Annotated in this window: 17 protein-coding genes; 9 read left to right on the top strand and 8 right to left on the bottom strand. The window is 65.1% G+C overall.

The genetic code is table 11. The annotated features are described in order from the left end of the window. Window positions 1-66 precede the first annotated feature (66 nt). Genes EB230_RS11355 through EB230_RS11340 form a run of 4 tightly spaced genes read left to right on the top strand, consistent with a single transcriptional unit; the run spans window position 67 to window position 6,910 of the window. A complete protein-coding gene (locus tag EB230_RS11355; protein WP_056578023.1) occupies window positions 67-1,071 on the top strand; it encodes a MoxR family ATPase in 1,005 nt (334 codons plus the stop codon). Further along, entirely contained in the window at window positions 1,071-2,009 is a 939-nt protein-coding gene (locus EB230_RS11350) for a DUF58 domain-containing protein (protein WP_056578025.1), read from the top strand. Before EB230_RS11355 ends, EB230_RS11350 begins: the two co-directional genes overlap by 1 nt. Continuing rightward, window positions 2,006-4,828: a DUF4159 domain-containing protein gene (locus EB230_RS11345; RefSeq protein ID WP_172372318.1), complete on the top strand. Its 2,823-nt coding sequence runs from the start codon at window positions 2,006-2,008 to the stop codon at window positions 4,826-4,828. The genes EB230_RS11350 and EB230_RS11345 overlap by 4 nt, the downstream gene beginning before the upstream one ends. A gap of 3 nt (window positions 4,829-4,831) precedes the next feature. Then, window positions 4,832-6,910: a hypothetical protein gene (locus EB230_RS11340; RefSeq protein ID WP_172372317.1), complete on the top strand. Its 2,079-nt coding sequence runs from the start codon at window positions 4,832-4,834 to the stop codon at window positions 6,908-6,910. Window positions 6,911-7,085: 175 nt separating this feature from the next. Here the strand turns inward: EB230_RS11340 and clpS are convergent, their stop codons facing one another. The 4 genes from clpS to EB230_RS11320 all read right to left on the bottom strand — a co-directional run bounded on the left by clpS (window position 7,086) and on the right by EB230_RS11320 (window position 8,592). Continuing rightward, a complete protein-coding gene (clpS, locus tag EB230_RS11335) occupies window positions 7,086-7,391 on the bottom strand; it encodes an ATP-dependent Clp protease adapter ClpS (protein WP_172372316.1) in 306 nt (101 codons plus the stop codon). Window positions 7,392-7,530: 139 nt separating this feature from the next. Next, on the bottom strand, window positions 7,531-7,845 hold the full coding sequence (locus EB230_RS11330) for a hypothetical protein (protein ID WP_056578033.1): 315 nt from the start codon (window positions 7,843-7,845) through the stop codon (window positions 7,531-7,533). Window positions 7,846-8,003: 158 nt separating this feature from the next. Further along, window positions 8,004-8,255 carry a hypothetical protein gene (locus tag EB230_RS11325; RefSeq protein ID WP_056578035.1) on the bottom strand — a complete coding sequence of 84 codons (252 nt, stop codon included), beginning with the start codon at window positions 8,253-8,255 and terminating at the stop codon, window positions 8,004-8,006. Between the two features lie 37 nt (window positions 8,256-8,292). Then, window positions 8,293-8,592, bottom strand: a complete 300-nt coding sequence (locus EB230_RS11320; RefSeq protein WP_056578037.1) for a hypothetical protein — start codon at window positions 8,590-8,592, stop codon at window positions 8,293-8,295. A 271-nt stretch (window positions 8,593-8,863) separates the two neighbouring features. Between EB230_RS11320 and EB230_RS11315 the strand changes: the two genes are divergently transcribed. Together EB230_RS11315 and EB230_RS11310 are read left to right on the top strand one after the other, a co-directional pair. Next, a complete protein-coding gene (locus tag EB230_RS11315) occupies window positions 8,864-9,580 on the top strand; it encodes a response regulator transcription factor (protein ID WP_056578039.1) in 717 nt (238 codons plus the stop codon). Further along, window positions 9,577-10,986: an ATP-binding protein gene (locus EB230_RS11310; protein ID WP_056578041.1), complete on the top strand. Its 1,410-nt coding sequence runs from the start codon at window positions 9,577-9,579 to the stop codon at window positions 10,984-10,986. Before EB230_RS11315 ends, EB230_RS11310 begins: the two co-directional genes overlap by 4 nt. A gap of 37 nt (window positions 10,987-11,023) precedes the next feature. Here the strand turns inward: EB230_RS11310 and choV are convergent, their stop codons facing one another. The 3 genes from choV to EB230_RS11295 all read right to left on the bottom strand — a co-directional run bounded on the left by choV (window position 11,024) and on the right by EB230_RS11295 (window position 14,123). Continuing rightward, window positions 11,024-12,205: a choline ABC transporter ATP-binding protein gene (gene choV / locus EB230_RS11305; protein ID WP_056578043.1), complete on the bottom strand. Its 1,182-nt coding sequence runs from the start codon at window positions 12,203-12,205 to the stop codon at window positions 11,024-11,026. Beyond that, window positions 12,202-13,056 (bottom strand): choline ABC transporter permease subunit, encoded by an 855-nt coding sequence (gene choW, locus EB230_RS11300; protein WP_056578045.1) that lies wholly within the window; start codon window positions 13,054-13,056, stop codon window positions 12,202-12,204. The genes choV and choW overlap by 4 nt, the downstream gene beginning before the upstream one ends. 131 nt (window positions 13,057-13,187) lie before the next feature. Then, complete coding sequence (locus tag EB230_RS11295; RefSeq protein WP_056578047.1) at window positions 13,188-14,123, bottom strand: choline ABC transporter substrate-binding protein; 936 nt, start codon at window positions 14,121-14,123, stop codon at window positions 13,188-13,190. 288 nt (window positions 14,124-14,411) lie between these two features. Between EB230_RS11295 and EB230_RS11290 the strand changes: the two genes are divergently transcribed. Beyond that, window positions 14,412-15,023 (top strand): thymidine kinase, encoded by a 612-nt coding sequence (locus tag EB230_RS11290; protein ID WP_056578049.1) that lies wholly within the window; start codon window positions 14,412-14,414, stop codon window positions 15,021-15,023. A gap of 21 nt (window positions 15,024-15,044) precedes the next feature. Here EB230_RS11290 and EB230_RS11285 read toward each other — a convergent pair whose 3' ends face one another. Next, window positions 15,045-15,941: a DMT family transporter gene (locus EB230_RS11285; RefSeq protein ID WP_172372315.1), complete on the bottom strand. Its 897-nt coding sequence runs from the start codon at window positions 15,939-15,941 to the stop codon at window positions 15,045-15,047. 97 nt (window positions 15,942-16,038) lie between these two features. Here EB230_RS11285 and EB230_RS11280 point away from each other — a divergent pair, with 97 nt between their 5' ends. Both EB230_RS11280 and EB230_RS11275 read left to right on the top strand, forming a co-directional pair. After that, window positions 16,039-16,893, top strand: coding sequence for a LysR substrate-binding domain-containing protein (locus tag EB230_RS11280; RefSeq protein WP_172372314.1), 855 nt, complete (start codon window positions 16,039-16,041; stop codon window positions 16,891-16,893). A gap of 117 nt (window positions 16,894-17,010) precedes the next feature. Then, window positions 17,011-17,397: a cytochrome c family protein gene (locus tag EB230_RS11275; RefSeq protein ID WP_172372312.1), complete on the top strand. Its 387-nt coding sequence runs from the start codon at window positions 17,011-17,013 to the stop codon at window positions 17,395-17,397. The last annotated feature ends 107 nt before the right edge of the window (window positions 17,398-17,504 follow it).

Here is a 17,504-nt window from a genome sequence, read left to right as displayed (position 1 = left end):
GGCCGAATCGCGGCAACCTATGATATGGTGCGGGCCGGTATTTCCAACCAAAGGGATCGATACGACATGAGCGTGATGGTCAAGGAAAGCCCGATCAGCGAAACGGACATGATCGCTGAGGCCGAGAAGGCGCTGGCTGACATTTCCAGGATCCGCGACGGGGTCGGCCGGGTGATCTTCGGCCAAGAGAATGTCGTCGAGCGCACTTTGGTGGCGCTGCTGGCCGGCGGCCATGCGCTGCTGGTCGGCGTGCCGGGCCTTGCCAAGACCAAGCTGGTCGAGACGCTGGGCGTCGTGCTCGGCCTCGATTCGCGCCGCATCCAGTTCACGCCCGACCTGATGCCATCGGACATTCTCGGCTCCGAGGTGATGGAGCAGGACGAGACCGGCAAGCGCTCCTTCCGCTTCATCTCCGGGCCGATCTTCGCCCAGTTGCTGATGGCCGATGAGATCAACCGCGCTTCGCCGCGCACGCAGTCGGCGCTGCTTCAGGCCATGCAGGAGTATCACGTTACCATCGCCGGCGCCCGCTACGATCTGCCGGCGCCCTTCCACGTGCTGGCGACGCAGAATCCGCTGGAGCAGGAAGGCACCTATCCGCTGCCCGAAGCCCAGCTCGACCGCTTCCTGATGCAGGTCGACATCCTCTATCCCGAAATCGAGGCCGAACGCCGCATCCTCCTGGAAACCACCGGCATCGAGGATGCGAAGGCCCAGAACGTGCTGCAGCCGGCACGGCTGAAGGAGATCCAGACGCTGATCCGCCGCATGCCGGTGCCCGAAAGCGTCGTCGAGGCGATCCTGACCCTGGTGCGCTCGGCGCGTCCGGGCCAGGGCAATGCCGAGACCGACAAGCATGTCGCCTGGGGCCCCGGCCCACGCGCCAGCCAGGCACTGATGTTGTGCACGCGCGCCCGAGCGCTCTACGATGGGCGGCTGGCACCTTCGATCGACGATGTGCGGGCCCTGGCCGAGCCGGTGCTGCAGCATCGTATGGCACTGACCTTCGCCGCCCGCGCCGAGGGCACCAGCGTGCGCGATGTGGTGGCGAAACTTGTGAAAGGGATTTGATGACGCGTATCGGCGAGGTCCAGGCTCCGGCAGCGACGCGCGACGCGCTCGCCCGTGGCCGGTTGCGGGCTTCGCTTGTGCCCGACCTGCTGGTCGAGGCGCGCCGCATCGTCAACACCGTGATCGCCGGCTGGCATGGCCGCCGCAAGCGCGGCATCGGCGAGAATTTCTGGCAGTTCCGGCCCTATGTCGAAGGCGACTCTTCGCGCATCGACTGGCGCCGCTCGGCGCGCGACGACCACACCTATGTGCGCGACCGCGAATGGGAGGCCGCCCATACGGTGTGGCTGTGGGCAGATCCCTCGCCATCCATGCTCTACAAGTCAACCGGCGCCAGCGTTTCCAAGCAATCGCGCGCACTGGTGCTGGCGCTGGCCATGGCCGAGTTGTTGTCGCGCAGCGGCGAGCGTATCGCCTGGCCGGGACTGACCGATCCGTTCACGGCCCGCAACGGCGCAGAGCGCATCGCCGCCCAGCTGATGCATGCCGGCGACCTGCCGGCCAAGCCTGATCTGTCGGACATCAGGCGGTTCTGCGACATCGTCATCGCCAGCGATTTCCTCGATCCGGTCGAAGAGACGATGGAATGGCTCGACGTGCTCGCCCGCCACGGCGTGCGCGCGCATCTGATCGAGGTCGCCGACCCGGCCGAGGAAACCTTCCCCTATGCCGGCCGTACCGAGTTCACCGATCCCGAGACGGGCGAAAAACTGACCGCCGGTCGTGCCGAAATGCTCGGCGACGAGTATCGCCTGCTCTACACCGCCCGCCGCGCGGAATTGGCCGGCTGGTGCAAACGGCTCGGCTGGAGTTTCACCGTCAACCACACCGATCGGCTGGCGTCCGACGCACTGGTGCGCCTGCACATGGCGATGACCGCCGATGGGGGTTATTCCGGGCCAACCTCCGCTCGCGCCGGAAAGGTGGCTGTCGCATGAGTTGGCTGCCGCTCTCCTTTGGCGCTCCCATGGTGCTGTGGGGCCTGCTGGCATTGCCGGTGATATGGTGGCTGCTCAGGCTGACGCCGCCCAAGCCGCAGAGCGAGATCTTCCCGCCGCTGAAAATCCTGGCGCGGGTGCTGAAGCGCGAGGAGACGCCGCAGCAGAGCCCATGGTGGCTGACGCTGCTCAGGCTGCTGATGGCGGCGCTCATCGTCGCGGCATTGGCCGAACCGGTCTTCAACCCGCGCGAAAAGCTGCCGGCCGAGGGGGCTGCCCTTGCGCTGGTCATCGACAATGACTGGGCAAGTGCGGCCGACTGGAACAAGCGCGTCGCCACCGCCGAACGGCTGATCGCCGACGCCGGCTCGAACGGTGTGCCGGTCATCATCGCCTTCACCGCCGAAAAGGCCAATGCGGAGATCGGTCCCTTCGATGCCGCCGCCGCGCTCGACCGGCTGCGCGCCGCCAAGCCGCGGCCAATCCCGACCGATCGACCCGCCGTCTATGCCCGCGTCGCCGGCGTTCTGGAGGGCCTGCCCGGCGCCAGCGTCGCCGTGCTGGCCGACGGACTGGCGGCCAAGGGCGACGAGGCCGCCTTCAACACGCTTTTGTCGAAAAATGCCGCCCGCATCGTCTGGGCAACCGCCGACCGGCTTTCCCTGACCGGCCTGACCGCCGCCGACAACCAGGTCGACGGCTTTGCCCTCACCGCCATCCGCGCGCCGGGCGACCCGGCGCCCGCGCAGGTCATCGCCGGCGCCTTCGACGACAAGGGCCGCCGCATCGCCGATGCGACGCTGACCTTCGCGCCCGGCGAAGCCACCGCCACCGGCACCATGGCGGTGCCGTTCGAGCTGCGCAATGATTTCGCCTCGATCGCGCTCGACGGCGAGCGCCAGGCGGGCGCGGTGCGTGTGCTCGACGAAAGCTCCAAGCGCCGCCGTGTCGGGCTGCTGTCACAGGCCGAGGCAGACCAGGCGCAGCCGCTTCTGTCGCCGCTCTACTACATCAGGCGCGCGCTGCAGCCCTTCGCCGACTTGGTCGAACCCTCCAGCGCCGATCTCGCCGACGCCATCCCACAGATCCTCGACCAGAAGCCGGCGATGATCATCATGGCCGACATCGGCACCATTCCCGCACAGGTCCGGCAAAGGCTGGTCGACTGGGTCGACAATGGCGGCACGCTGGTGCGTTTCGCCGGCTCGCGGCTGGCCGCCGCCGGCAATGATGACGATTTGCTGCCGGTCCGCCTGCGCATCGGCGAGCGTTCGCTCGGCGGCGCCCTGTCATGGACGTCGCCGCAGCCGGTCACCGAATTCCCCAAGGCCGGCCCGTTCGCCGATCTGGCGCCGCCCACCGAGGTCACCGTGAGCAGGCAGGTGCTGGCCGAGCCGACACCCGATATCGTCGAGCGCACCTGGGCGGCGCTGGCCGATGGCACCCCGCTGGTCACCGGGCTGAAGAAAGGCAAGGGCACGCTGGTGCTGTTCCACGTCACGCCCGAGGCGACATGGTCGAACCTGCCGATCTCGGGCAGCTTTGTCGAGATGCTGCGCCGCATCGTCCAGCTGTCGCGCAACCAGGGCGCGGCGGTCGCCAATGCCGAGGCCGCCGCCACCTCGCTGGCCCCCTACCGGATGATCGCGGCCGACGGCTCGCTGGGGCCGCCGACGCCGGATGCGCGGCCGCTGGTGCCGGGCGCCGGCGCTTTGCCGGTGACCTTCGAGAACCCGCCGGGCCTCTATGGTTCCGAGACCGGCGTCTTCGCCCATAATCTGCTCGATGCCTCAATCAAGTTCGAGCCGCTGGCGCGCCCGCAGGTCGCCGTTCCGGTCACCACGATCCAGTATGCTTTCGACGAATCCCGCAACCTGAAGGGCGCGCTGGTCGCCGCGGCGCTGGTGCTGATGCTGCTCGACACGCTGGCGGTATTCTGGATGGGCGGCCTGTTTTCACGCCGGCCGCGCCGTGCCGGTGCCGTGGCCACGGCCGCGGCAGTCCTGATTGCCCTGGGCGCACTGTTCGCCAATGCCGATTACGCCCGCGCCGACGATGCCAAGCCGGGCGACGAGGCGGCGATCGCGGCGATCTCCAAGACCCGCATCGCCTATGTGCTGACTGGCGTGCCGGGCGTCGATTCGATCAGCCGCGCCGGGCTCGAGGGCCTGACGCGCTTCCTGATCGAGAAGACAGCGCTCGAACCGGGCGCGCCGGCCGGCGTCGATATTTCGAAGGACGAGCTATCCTTCTATCCGCTGATCTACTGGCCGATCGATCCGGCGGCACCCATGCCGAGCCAGGCCGCGATCGCCCGCATCGATGCCTATATGCAGCAGGGTGGCACCGTATTGTTCGACACGCGCGACCAGTTCGCCAACGGCATCGGCGCCGATTCCACCAGCCCGGCGACCGAGCGGCTGCGCGACATCCTCGGCAACCTCAACGTGCCACCGCTGGAGCCGGTGCCGTCGGACCACGTGCTGACCAAGTCCTTCTTCATCCTGCCCGAATTTCCCGGCCGTTTCGCCGGCAGCCCACTCTGGGTCGAGGCATCGCTCGATGCAAGCAACGCCGACAACCGGCCGGTACGCACCGGCGACGGCGTCTCGCCGATCATGATCACCGCCAATGATTTCGCCGGCGCATGGGCGGTCGACGAGAATGGCGATCCGCTGCTGCCGACCGTGCCGGCCGACCCGATGCAGCGCATCTATGCGCTGCGCGCCGGCGTCAACATCATGATGTACATGCTGACCGGCAACTACAAATCCGACCAGGTGCACGTGCCCATACTGCTCGAACGATTGGGGCAGTAGCGGATGAACTGGTCAATCTCCCTCGAACCGCTGATCTCCTGGCCGCTGCTCGCTGTGGTGCTGGTGCCGCTGGCGCTGCTTGCGCTCGTCGGCCTGTGGTTTCGCCAGCGCGGTGGTGTCCTGCGCTTCGTCGCCCTGCTGGCGCTCGCTGCCGCGCTGTTCAACCCGGTGTTCCTCAATGAGGAGCGCGAGCCGCTGAAGAGCGTCGTCGCGCTGATCGTCGACCGCAGCCAGAGCCAGGACATCGGCGACCGCACCAGGCAGACCGATGAAGCGCTGGCCGGGCTGCAGCAGCGTCTTGGCCGCTTCAAGCAGTTCGACGTCCGCGTCGTCGAGGCCGGCAAGTCCGATGCCGCCGAGGAGCGCACCGCAACGCGGCTGTTCGGCGCGCTGGAAGGCGCCTTCCGCGACGTGCCGCCCTCGCGCATCGGCGGCGCCATCATGATCACCGATGGCGAGGTGCATGACACGCCTTCGGGCGCGCCCGACTTCAACGCCCCGCTGCATGCGCTCATCACCGGCAACGACCACGAAAAGGACCGCCGCATCCGCTTCGAGAACGCGCCGCGCTTCGGCCTTGTCGGCAAGCCGCTAGACATGACCTACCGCGTCATCTCGACGGAAAACGAGGCCGGCCCGGTCGATGTGCGTGTTTCGGTCAATGGCGAGCAGGTCTCGGTCGAGCATGCCACCGTCGGCCAGGCCATGCCGCTGCAGGTGACCATTCCGGGCGCCGGCCGCAACATCATCGAACTCGCCATCGACCGCGAGCCGGGCGAACTCACCGACACCAACAACCGCGCCATCGCGCTGGTCGACGGCATCCGCGAGAATTTGCGCGTGCTGCTGGTTTCCGGCGAGCCGCATGCCGGCGAGCGCACCTGGCGCAATCTGTTGAAATCCGACGCCTCTGTCGATCTCGTCCACTTCACCATTCTGCGGCCGCCGGAGAAGCAGGACGGCACGCCGATCAACGAATTGTCGCTGATCGCCTTCCCGACCCGCGAGCTGTTCGTCGAGAAGATCAAGGATTTCGACCTCATCATCTTCGACCGCTACCAGCACCGCGACGTGCTGCCGATCCTCTATTACGACTACATCTCCGAATATGTCGAAAAGGGCGGCGCCCTGCTGATCGCCGCCGGCCCCGAATATGCCGGCGAGGCTTCGATCGCGCGCACCCCGCTGATGTCGGCCCTGCCCGCAATGCCGACCGGCGAGGTGGTCGAAAAGGCGTTCTATCCGCGCCTGACCGACCTTGGCCAGCGTCATCCGGTGACACGCGGCCTCGACGGTTCGGCCACCGAGCCGCCGCATTGGAGCCGCTGGTTCCGCACCATCGGCGTGCAGAACCCGCAAGGCGAAGTGGTGATGAAGGGCGCCGACAACCGGCCCCTGCTCCTGCTCGACCGCAAGGGCGAAGGCCGCGTCGGCATGCTTCTGTCCGACCAGGGCTGGCTGTGGGCGCGCGGCTTCGAGGGCGGCGGCCCGCATGTCCAGCTCTACCGGCGCATCGCCCACTGGCTGATGAAGGAACCCGAACTCGAGGAAGAGCGGTTGACCGCCGAGGGACGCGGCATGGTGCTTGATATCCGCCGCCAGACCATGGCCGACGATCCCGGCCCCGCACAGATCATCACGCCCTCCGGCAAGACCGTGACCGTCAAGCTCGACAAAACCGAGCCCGGCGTCTTCCTTGGCAGCGTGCAAACCAATGAGATCGGCCTGTTCCAGGTTGCCAATGGCGATCTCACCGCGCTTGCCCATGTCGGGCCGGTCAACGCCCCGGAATTCGCCGACGTCATCTCAACCGAGGATCGGCTGAAAGCGCCGGCCGAAGCCACCGGCGGCAGCGTGCGCCGGCTGGCCTCGTCCACGGCCACTGGCGGCGACGTGACCCTGCCCTCCATCGTGCCGGTGCGCTCGGCCGGCGATGCCTCCGGCAGCGACTGGATCGGCCTGCGCACCACCGATGACAGCGTCCTGAAGGCCGTCTCGCGCGTGCCCCTGTTCGGCGGCTTCCTCGGCCTCGGCCTGCTGCTCCTGGCGATGGGTTCGATGTGGTACCGCGAGGGAAGGTAGCGCGGCGCCGTTTTCCTTCTCCCCTTGTGGGAGAAGGTGGATCGGCGCGCAGCGCCGAGACGGTTGAGGGGTGTTCCAGCGGAGTGAGGCGCCGGTGTTCCCTGGAACACCCCTCATCCGACCTCGCTTCGCGAGGCCACCTTCTCCCACAAGGGGAGAAGGGAAGAACCCCTCCTCACTCTTCCGGTTCCGTCGTGAACAGCAAGGGATAGCCCTTGGCCTTGCCGGCATCGGTGGCCCGCGTCGCCTTGGTCTCGGCGACATCCCTTGTGAAGACCGCGACCACACAGGCGCCGCGCCGGTGCGCGGTGATCATGATCCGGTGCGCCTGGTCCTCGCTCAGCTTGAATTCACCCTTCAGCACCGTCACCACGAATTCGCGCGGCGTGAAATCATCATTGATGAGGATGACCTTGTAGAGCTTCGGCCGCTCGGTCTGCGGCTTGACCTTGGTGTGGGGTTTCGTGGTGGTTTCAGGCATCGGAACCGACAGTTTCGCGATCGGGCTTCACCGCGTATTTTGCCACGGGCGGCGGCGATCGTCCATTTTGATTGGCGTGCGGACCGCCGGCGGGCGGGCCCGGTCATTCACAATCATGTGGGAGATTGTCGGTCGCGGTTCAACGGCCCTGGCGGCCGAAGACGCGGCGGTTTGCTCCGGCGTCCGCCCGGCGTTCCATCCAGGCCGCGATCGGCCATCCGGCAACGCAGACCAGCGTCACGGCAAGAAGCACGATCAGCAGCCACGCCTGGACAGGCGTGATGTAGTCCCAGTTGCTGGAAATTATCGGCGCGAACAGCGAGGGTTCGGTGCGGCCACTGGCAGGATCGGGCACGGGGCTCGCGGTGAGCAGAATCAGCGCCCTGGCGACACCGGTGGCAACCAGGCCGCCGATCACCATCGAACGCAAAATGGACGAAAGCCGCTTCTTCATGCGGATTGTCCTACACGGCCGGCGTTGAAAACGGGTTAAGTCAGATCGAGATTACAGGCTGTGGGCGCCGGTGCTCAGCCGCTCGATCGGGTACCTGGCAGAAGGCCGCCCCAGCCGGTGCGGCTGGAGCGGCCTTGATGAAAATCGTCGGACCTGGATCAGGCCTTCGGAGCATCCTTGGCCTTGGCCTTCTTCACGGTCTTCTTGGCGGGAGCCTTCTTGTGCTTGACCTTCTTGACGACCTTCTTCACCGGGGGCTTGGCGGTGGCGTCAGCAGCCGGAGCGGTGGTGGTCGTCGTGGTCGAGGCAGCCGGAGCAGCGGTCGTGGTGGCAGCGGCGTTGCCGAGAGCGGGCATCGCGAAAGCCAGGGCAACGGCGAGACCGGTGGCGGACAGGATGGACTTTTTCATGGCTTCATTTCCTTTTTATGCGGGTCGATTTTGAGTGTCACTGGACCGGGTCGTTCGGTGCCACTCCAAGCAGCTTCAAAGCATTGGCGAGCATCCGAATTCCCTGTGCCTGTTTCTTGGCGGCGCAGTACCGGTTGCCCTTTCTCTGAAGTGCCTTTGCCGCGGTGACCTGCGTTGCCGTGGCGTGGGTTTCGAGGGCTTCATCAAATTGGTGGCTGAGATTGGCGCACCGTTCGCTCCGGGTGAGCGGCGCCTTTGCATCCGATTGTCCAACAGCGGCAGTGACCAGGCCAAGGCCCAGCAACGCACCCAACAAACTGATCGACAAGCTTGGCATCGGTTTTTCCGTGAACCCGGAGACTTTGCGTCGCAGCCGGTAATCTGACCGCCACGGCACCGTTATGCCGCCTTACCTTTTCAGGAGTTTTTCCCGATTGTAGAATTTTGTTTCTGGATTGTGTCTGCCAGGACCCCGCCGCTTTCCATGTGGAGAAGGCGGAATTCGTTCTCCCTTGAAATCCAAGGCACTGGCCAACATATGGCCCGAATTCTATCGTGTGGCTCACCTGCCAGGAATGGCTTGGCCGGCAACCGGGACAGGGTACCTCGTGAAATCCGACGCACACATACTGATCGTCGACGACGACAAGGGCATCCGCGACCTGCTTCAGGAGTTCTTCCAGAAGCGAGGCCTGCACACTTCGGTTGCCGCCGACGGCACCGAGATGGAGACCATCCTGCGCCGCTCGCAGGTGGACCTCATCGTCCTCGACGTGATGCTGCCCGGCAAGAGCGGGCTGGAATTGTGCCGCGACCTGCGCGCCCAGTACACGACGCCGATCATCATGCTGACCGCCGTCACCGAGACAACCGACCGCGTGGTCGGCCTGGAGATGGGCGCCGACGACTATGTCCCCAAGCCCTTCGATCCGCGCGAACTCCTGGCCCGGATCCGCGCCGTGCTGCGGCGCAATGGTGCCGCCGAGCCGAAACGCGCCGCGACCAAGCAGATCTATCGTTTCGCCGGCTGGACGATGGACTGTGCGCGGCGACGGCTGACCGCGCCCGACGATGTCAGGGTCGAGCTGACCATGGCCGAATTCAACCTGCTGCAAACCTTCGTCAAGAGCGCCCAGCGCGTGCTGACCCGCGACCAGCTCATCGAGCTGTCCGGTGGCGACAGCGACTATTCCTTCGATCGCAGCATCGACATCCTCGTCAGCAGGTTGCGGCGCAAGATGGAAGATGACCCCAAAACGCCCAAGCTGATCCTCACGGTGCGCAGCGGCGGCTACCAGTTCCTGCCCGAGACGACCTCCGAATGAGACGTCTCCTGCCGCAGACCTTGCCTGCCTGGGTGCTGCTGATTGTCATTGCCGGCCTTTTGATCAGCCAGGTCGCGACCCTCTATATCGTGTCGCGCGACCGCGCCGCCTCCAACGACGTGGTCGACCTCTATCGCCTCAACGACCGCGCCTTCTCGCTGGTGCAGCTGATGAGCGGCGCCACGCCCGAGGAGCGCAAGGCGACCGCGGCAGGCCTGTTCAACTCGACCTACGCCCTTACCGTCTCGGACACGCCCGCCGTCACCTCCTCGATCGCCGGCGACGACGAACTGGCCGAACTCGAGGACATCCTCGTTGGCCGGCTGTCGAAGTTCGGCGTCACCGACGCGCGCGTGCGGCGCGATCCGGCGACGCGCGAGGCCGACGACGCCAGCGGCACCGCATCCGGCCCCGATATCGGCCAGGTGGAGCGCGACCTTCTGGTGCTCGCAGCCGATTTCGCCCAGAGCGACAAGCTGACGGCCTCCTTGCGCTTCGCCGACGGCCAGTGGCTGAATTTCACCGAGCCGATCACGCCGATTGGCCCGATCCTGAGCTTCGACAGCCTGCCGCTCTATGCGCTGATCGCCGGGCTGGTGGTGATCATGTCGATCTGGTCGCTGCGCCGGCTGACGGCGCCCTACCGGATGATGGAAACCGCCGTGAACAGGATCGGCAAGGACCTGAAGAGCCCGCCGATCGCCGAGAGCGGCAGCCGCGAGGTTAAGGCCGCGGCGAGGGCAATCAACGCCATGCAGGCCAGGCTGCGCGAATATGTCGAGGACCGCGAGCATCTTGCCGCCGCGCTGGCGCACGACCTGCGCACGCCGATGACGCGCATGCGGCTGCGGCTGGAATTGTTGCGCAAATCGGCGGTTCGCGAGGCGCTGGCGCATGATCTTGCCGATGTGGAGAGCATCGCCAGTTCGGTGATCGACTTCGCCACCTTCGAGGTGAACGAGGAAAAGACCGAGCGCATCGACTTCTGGTCGCTCGTGGAATCGATCGCCGACCCTTATCCGGAGGTCTCATTCGACAATGACGACACCCGTTCGCGCGGCCTGATCTGCATCGCGCGGCCGGTCGCGCTCAGACGCTGCGTCACCAATCTGGTGCAGAATGCCGTCACCTACGGCAAGAAGGCGCATCTCAGCCTGCACCGCTCGGACGGCACGATCACGCTCACCATCCGCGATGAAGGACCTGGTATACCGCAGGCCCAGATCGATGCCGTGTTCGGCTCCTTCGTGCGCCTCGAACAGTCCCGCAACCGCCAGACCGGCGGCCTTGGGCTGGGCCTCACCATTGCCCGCAACATCGCGCGCGCCGCCGGCGGCGAGATCCGCCTGTCCAATCATCCGGATGGCGGATTGCTGACGGAGCTGCGCCTGCCGCTGGCGGCCTGACGCGGGAATTGCGTCAGACGGGTAGATTGCGAGGCGCCTACCGACGCAACACCGCGCTCAGCACGTCGCGGATGCCGATGGCGCCGACGAAGCGCGACTGGTCGTCGAACAGCGCCACGGGCGCCGTCTGCGAGCGGTGCATGGCCAGCATCACGGTTTTCAGCGACGTGCCGGGAGTGGCCCAGAAGACTTGCGCCGCTTCCTCCGACTGGGCCTCGACATCGGCGCAAGATACCCACACCGCCGGCTTGCCGTCGCGCTCGGCCGCCGCCACCAGCCCGTGCTCGTCGATCTTGAAGCGTGTCGTCTTGCGCCGGTCGAGCCACACCCAGCCGTCCTTGCCCTCTTCGAGGTCGCGGCGGTCGCGCATCACGTTCCAGGCGGTGAGCACCGAGAGCGGGTTCACATTGGCGATGAAGTCGCGGACATAGTCATTGGCGGGCCGCAGCACGATGTCCTCCGGCGCGCCGGTCTGGACGATGCGCCCGCCCTCCATGATGGTGATGTGGCTGCCGATCTTGAGCGCCTCCTCGAGGTCATGGCTGACGAAGATGATGGTCTTCTTCAGCTCCGCCTGGAGCTGCAGCAATTCGTCCTGCAGCTTGGTGCGGATCAGCGGGTCGAGCGCCGAGAACGGCTCGTCCATCAACAGGATCGGCGCCTCGGTGGCGAAGGCGCGGGCGAGACCGACGCGCTGCTGCATGCCGCCCGACAGTTCATGCGCGTATTTCTTCGACCACTGGTCGAGATTGACCAGCTTGAGCTGCTTGTGCACGCGTTCCTTGCGTTCGGCTTCTGGCACGCCGGCAAGTTCGAGGCCAAGCCCGACATTCTCCTCGACCGTGCGCCATGGCAGCAGGCCGAACTGCTGGAAGACCATCGCCACCTGCTTCTGGCGCAAGCGCCGCAAGGTCGGCTCGTCGCAAGTGACCACGTCGACAATCTTGTCGCCGTCCTTGACCAGAACCTGGCCGCGCGACACCACGTTGAGCCGGTTGACGGCTCTGAGCAGCGTCGACTTGCCGGAGCCCGACAGGCCCATCAGCACCGAGATTTCGCCCTCATGCACCGTCAAGCTGGCGTCGGCGCAGCCTAGCACATTGCCGGTCTTTTCGAGGATTTCAGCGCGCGTGGCGCCCTTGTCGATCATCGCCAGCGAACCGGCCTGGTCGGCGCCGAAGACGATATCGACGTTCTTGAAATCGACGGCGACGGTCATTTCTTGCCTCCAACGCCAATGCGGGTCATTCGGTCGAGCACGATGGCGAGCACGACGATCGCCAGCCCTGCTTCAAGCCCGAGGTCGATGCGGCGCGAACCGAGCGCGCGGTTGATTTCGGTACCCAGGCCGCCGGCGCCGATCAGGGCCGCGAACACCACCATCGACAGCGACAGCATGATCGACTGCGTCAATCCCGCCATGATCGTCGGCAGCGCCGAAGGCAGTTCCACCTTCCACAGAAGCTGGCTTTTGGTCGCGCCGAACGCCTCGCCGGCCTCGATGATCGACTTCGGTACCGAGACGACGCCGAGATGCGTGAGCCGGACCGCGGTCGGGATGACGAAGATGATGGTGACGATGAGACCAGGCGCGTTGCCGAGACCGAACAGGGTCAGCACCGGGATCAGGTAGACGAAGGTCGGCAGCGTCTGCATCAGATCGAGCACCGGCAGCATGACGCGGTAGACCTTTGGCTTGTGCGCCGCCCAGATGCCGAGCGGCACGCCGATGGCCATGGCCATGGCGGCGGCGGCGACGACCAGCACCAGTGTCTGCACCGTCTGCTTCCAGAGGTTCTGGTTGATGATGAAGATCAGGCCGAGGAAGACGCCGATGGCAAGCGGCCGCGAGCGCTGCAGCAGCCAGGCGATGACGGCGATGACCAGCGCCAGCAGCACCGGCGGCACCATCAGCAGGAGCTCGACCAGCCCGTCGAGCAAGAAATTCAAACCGTTCGAGAAGGCTCTGAAGATGGTGTCGAAATTGTCGGTGAGGAAGCCGAAGAACGCCTTTCCCCAGGCACCGATCGGGATTTTGTGATCGACCATGAATTGCGAAATCGGATCCATCTTACCCCTCTTCGTCATGAGCCGCCCTGCTCTCGGCTCGCGCAACGTCATCTTGTCACAGGATATGGAAAAGGGCAGCCTTTTCTAAGATGGCTGCCCTTCCTGTTTCGGACTTGCCGAATGCAGTCGGCTCAGCTTCCGAGCGCGGTCTTGATCGCTGCGGCGGCATCGCCACCGTCGAACGTGGTAACGCCCGCGATCCATGGCTTGATGGCATCCGGATTCTTCTTCAGCCAGTCGGCCGCCACCGTGTTGGCGTCGCCGCCTTTCAGGATCGCGTCCATCATCTGGCCTTCCATGTCCAGATTGAACTTCAGGTTGGCGATGAACTTGCCGGCATTCGGGCATTCGGTGGTGTAGCCCTTGCGCGCAACGGTGTAGACGGTCGCCGCGCCGAAGCCGCTGTCGCCCATGCCGTCGAGGTAGGTGATCTTCATGGCGCCCATCACCGGATGCGGCGTCCAGCCGAGGAACGCGATCCACTCATTGTTCTTCATCGACTGCTCGGCTTGCGTCAGCATGCCGGCCTCCGAGGACTCGACCAGCTCGAAACCTTCGAGATTGTCCTTCGGGTTCTTGATCATGTCGAGGATGATGCGGTTGCCGTCATTGCCGGCCTCGATGCCGTAGATCTTGCCGTTGAACTTGTCCTTGAACTTGCCGATGTCGGTCAGCGACTTTACGCCGGCATCGGCGACATAGGTCGGCACGACGATGCCGTAGCCGGCACCGGTCAGGTTGGTGCTGATCGTTTCGACCGAACCGTCGGCGGTGTAGTCCTTGATGTCGTTGGTCATCGACGGCATCCAGTTGCCGAGGAACACATCGAGGTCCTTGTTCTTCAGCGACGCCATGGTCACCGGCACCGACAGCTGGATCGTTTGTGGCGCATAGCCGAGCGCGGTAAGCAGCACCGATGCGACGCCAGTGGTCGCCTGGATGTCGGTCCAGCCGACATCGGAGAGACGCACCGCCTTGCAGCTCGCCGGATCGCCGGCAAAGGCAGCGCTCGTGGACAACAGAGCCGCAAGGCCGAGGCCGGCGGCGAAGGAATTCATACGCGACATAGACAGTCTCCCATTGTGATTCTTTGGCGAAGCGTGGTCACGGTTTCTCTGCCCGCCTTGTTTCGTCAGCCAAACACCATTCTGTTTAGGATTCAAGCGTCAAGGCAATCACGATCAACGGCGCGGACTGGCCAATCAGCGACACGGCTGACGCTTTTATGGTGCCAATATGGTGCCAAGTATTTTTTTTAGAGGCTCGGCATCCTTTTCGGAGGCGAGCCGGCTTTTTCAGGGGAATGCGGCGGCGGCCCCTCCCCGCACGGCGGCAACTCGGCTTAAAAGAGCGGCATGGCCAAGCTCTACTTCAACTACGCAACGATGAATGCCGGCAAGACAACGATGTTGCTGCAGGCGTCGTACAATTATCGCGAGCGCGGCATGACCACGATGTTGTTCGTCGCCGGTCATTACCGCAAGGGCGACAGTGGCCTGATCTCGTCGCGCATCGGACTGGAGACGGAAGCCGAGATGTTTCGCGATGGCGACGACCTGTTCGCCCGCGTCGCCGAGCATCACGACCACACGACGGTGCATTGCGTCTTCGTCGACGAGGCGCAATTCCTTGAGGAGGAGCAGGTCTGGCAATTGGCCCGCATTGCCGACCGGCTGAACATCCCTGTGATGTGCTACGGCCTGCGCACCGATTTCCAGGGCAAGCTGTTTTCCGGCTCGCGTGCGCTGCTGGCGATAGCCGACGACCTGCGCGAGGTGCGCACCATCTGTCGTTGCGGCCGCAAGGCAACGATGGTCGTGCGCCTCGGCGCCGACGGCAAGGTTGCCCGCCAGGGCGACCAGGTGGCGATCGGCAAGGACGTCTATGTCTCGCTCTGCCGTCGTCACTGGGAGGAAGAAATGGGCCGCGCCACGCCCGACGATTTCATCGGCTTCATGGAACCCTGAACATGCTTCCTGCGATCCGCGTCAGGCCGCCGAGACACGCCGTCGTGGGAGCCGCCAGCCCAACCGGACACCAAGCGTCGCCACTGCGATCAGTACCATGCCGGCGGCCTGTGCCGGCCCAAGGGGATGCCCGTAGATCGCCCAGTCGATGATGATGGCAACGACCGGATAGATGAAGGTGATGATGCCTATCACCGGCGTCGTCAGGCGCGGAAAGGCCGAGTTCATCAGCACATAGGCAATACCGGTGTGCAGCACGCCAATGCTGACCAGCCAGCCCCATGAATGCGCGGGAACATGCTGGCCGATCCCGGCGAAGGGGGCGAGCACGACAATTCCGACGATTGTCTGGCAAAGCACGGTGACCTCGGCGCGCTGCTGGCCCAGACCCTTGGCGAGGATCGTCGCCACCGCATAGAGCAGCGCGGCGACCAGCGTCAATGCGATGCCCAGCGCCCATCCCGTGCTGGCTTGCGCATGGGAAACCACCAGCCCGCTGGCCAGCACGACGCCAAGGAACGCGCCGAGCATCCACAGCATCTGGTCGAGCGAGATACGCTCCTTCAGGAAGACCACCCCGATGATAACCACGAAGAAGGGCTGGACGTGATAGACGATCGTCGTCGTGGCGATCGACGTCATGGCGAAGCCGGCGAAGAAGGCCGTCCAGCTCAGCACCATGCAGGCCCCGGCAAGCGCTGCCAGCGCGAGGCGGGACAAGGACAGGGTGCGGTCCGGCAGATAGCCACGCAGAAGGCACCAAGTGCCGAGGAACGCGGCGCCGAACACGCATCGCCAGAAGACGACGGCGACGGGGTGCAATCCCGATTCCGTGACGAAGGCGCCGACCGTGCCGGCGATCGTCATCGCAAAGGCGAGGCTCGCAGCTGGAAAACGGGAAGTTGGCAGGTCCTTCATCGACGTTTCCTCAAGCGCACGCCCTATCTGGCCAGCAATACAGCTTTCAAACAAGCGAATAGATTTGGAGCAAGCTATTCGATATGCTGATAGCACTATGGCCGCTCCACTTGACCTCAACCTCTTGAAAACCTTCGTCGCCGTCGTCGAGAGCGGCAGCCTGTCCAGTGCCGCGCCGCGTGTTGGCCGCAGCCAGTCAGCCGTCAGCATGCAGATGCAGCGGCTGGAGGAGATGGTCGGCAACCAGCTTCTGGTTCGCGGTCCCCGAACCGTCACGCCGAACGCGATCGGCGAAGATTTCGTGATCTATGCGCGCCGGCTGCTGAAATTGTCGGACGAGGCATGGGCGAGCGTCACCCGGCCAAAGGAGACAGGCAGCGTGCGCCTTGGCGTGCCCGACGACTATGCCGCATTCCTGCTGCCGCCCGTCCTGTCACGCTTCGCCGAGGATCACCCGCTGGTGACGGTGGAACTGATCTGCGAACAGTCGACCGCACTGGTGAAGACCCTGGCGGAGGGGCGGCTCGATCTGGCGATCGTCACCCGGCTGCCGGAGCAGCCGCTTGACGTGATCCGGCTGGAACGCTTCGTCTGGGTCGCCTCGCCCAACCACGTCGCCTGGCAGACCGATCCCTTGCCCGTCGCTTTGTTCGAGCCGGGCTGCGCCGCCAGGATGAGTGTCCTGCAGGCGCTTGGCGATGCCGATCGCGCCTACCGTTGCACCTATTCCAGCGCCTCGCTGCTGGGCCTGGTCGCGGTCGTGCAGGCCGGCCTGGCGGTCGCCGGTTTGGCGCAGCGCAGCGTGCCGCCGTCGCTGCGCATCATCGGCGGCAATGAAGGTCTTCCAGTGCTGCCGGATCTCGAAATAGGCATCCTGCGCAACCCGCTGTCAACGACACCGGCGGTCGATCGGCTGCACGACTTCCTGCGCCGCGATCTGGCGCAGGCCTGAGTCATCCTCCGGTCGCGGGAGATCGGCCGAAGGTCCGCCTTGCCAACCCGCCACGATGCAGCGTTTGTTAAGGCCTCGGTCCTATAAGGCCGTCAGCCAAGCTCTTCGGGGTCAGCCATGCTTCGAGCCGTTTCCAAAGCCAGCCTTCTTCTGCTTGCCACCTCCATTGCCGCCCATGCCGGCGACCCCGTGCAGGGCAAGCACGTCTTCAACCGGTGCATAGCCTGTCACGAAGCGGCCAGCGACCGCGACAAGGTCGGCCCGCACCTCATGGGTGTGGTCGGCCGCACCGCCGGTACAGCCGAGAGCTTCCTTGGCCATTATTCCGAAGCGATGAAGGGTGCGGGCGCTGCTGGTCTCGTCTGGGACGAGGCCAATCTTGCCGAATATCTCAAGGCTCCCAAGCTCAAGGTTCCCGGCAACAAAATGGCTTTTGGCGGCCTGGCCAATGACGACGACATCGCCAATGTCATTGCCTATCTGAAGGCCGATCCGAAGCCCTGAGCGCGCGCCGGCGCGCGCGACCGCATCGATCTGTTTGCCTGCAACCGGTCCAATCCCCTTTCGAATTCAGCATTTCCGCGCCGTTGGGGGCCGACTGTTTTAGCGGC

The organism is Mesorhizobium sp. NZP2234, assembly GCF_013170765.1.
GTDB lineage: Bacteria > Pseudomonadota > Alphaproteobacteria > Rhizobiales > Rhizobiaceae > Mesorhizobium > Mesorhizobium loti_D.
Note: the sequence above shows the minus strand (reverse complement) of the source record. Positions and strands in the feature narration are given on the sequence as shown.

Excerpts from the sequence above, each read along its gene's own strand:
- choW (WP_056578045.1), bottom strand. The coding sequence starts at position 13,056 with ATGGATCCGATTTCGCAATTCATGGTCGATCACAAAATCCCGATCGGT.
- EB230_RS11350 (WP_056578025.1), top strand. The coding sequence starts at position 1,071 with ATGACGCGTATCGGCGAGGTCCAGGCTCCGGCAGCGACGCGCGACGCG.
- EB230_RS11325 (WP_056578035.1), bottom strand. The coding sequence starts at position 8,255 with ATGAAAAAGTCCATCCTGTCCGCCACCGGTCTCGCCGTTGCCCTGGCT.
- EB230_RS11330 (WP_056578033.1), bottom strand. The coding sequence starts at position 7,845 with ATGAAGAAGCGGCTTTCGTCCATTTTGCGTTCGATGGTGATCGGCGGC.
- EB230_RS11295 (WP_056578047.1), bottom strand. The coding sequence starts at position 14,123 with ATGTCGCGTATGAATTCCTTCGCCGCCGGCCTCGGCCTTGCGGCTCTG.
- choV (WP_056578043.1), bottom strand. The coding sequence starts at position 12,205 with ATGACCGTCGCCGTCGATTTCAAGAACGTCGATATCGTCTTCGGCGCC.
- EB230_RS11275 (WP_172372312.1), top strand. The coding sequence starts at position 17,011 with ATGCTTCGAGCCGTTTCCAAAGCCAGCCTTCTTCTGCTTGCCACCTCC.
- EB230_RS11285 (WP_172372315.1), bottom strand. The coding sequence starts at position 15,941 with ATGAAGGACCTGCCAACTTCCCGTTTTCCAGCTGCGAGCCTCGCCTTT.
- clpS (WP_172372316.1), bottom strand. The coding sequence starts at position 7,391 with ATGCCTGAAACCACCACGAAACCCCACACCAAGGTCAAGCCGCAGACC.
- EB230_RS11280 (WP_172372314.1), top strand. The coding sequence starts at position 16,039 with ATGGCCGCTCCACTTGACCTCAACCTCTTGAAAACCTTCGTCGCCGTC.
- EB230_RS11290 (WP_056578049.1), top strand. The coding sequence starts at position 14,412 with ATGGCCAAGCTCTACTTCAACTACGCAACGATGAATGCCGGCAAGACA.
- EB230_RS11310 (WP_056578041.1), top strand. The coding sequence starts at position 9,577 with ATGAGACGTCTCCTGCCGCAGACCTTGCCTGCCTGGGTGCTGCTGATT.
- EB230_RS11320 (WP_056578037.1), bottom strand. The coding sequence starts at position 8,592 with ATGCCAAGCTTGTCGATCAGTTTGTTGGGTGCGTTGCTGGGCCTTGGC.
- EB230_RS11355 (WP_056578023.1), top strand. The coding sequence starts at position 67 with ATGAGCGTGATGGTCAAGGAAAGCCCGATCAGCGAAACGGACATGATC.
- EB230_RS11345 (WP_172372318.1), top strand. The coding sequence starts at position 2,006 with ATGAGTTGGCTGCCGCTCTCCTTTGGCGCTCCCATGGTGCTGTGGGGC.
- EB230_RS11340 (WP_172372317.1), top strand. The coding sequence starts at position 4,832 with ATGAACTGGTCAATCTCCCTCGAACCGCTGATCTCCTGGCCGCTGCTC.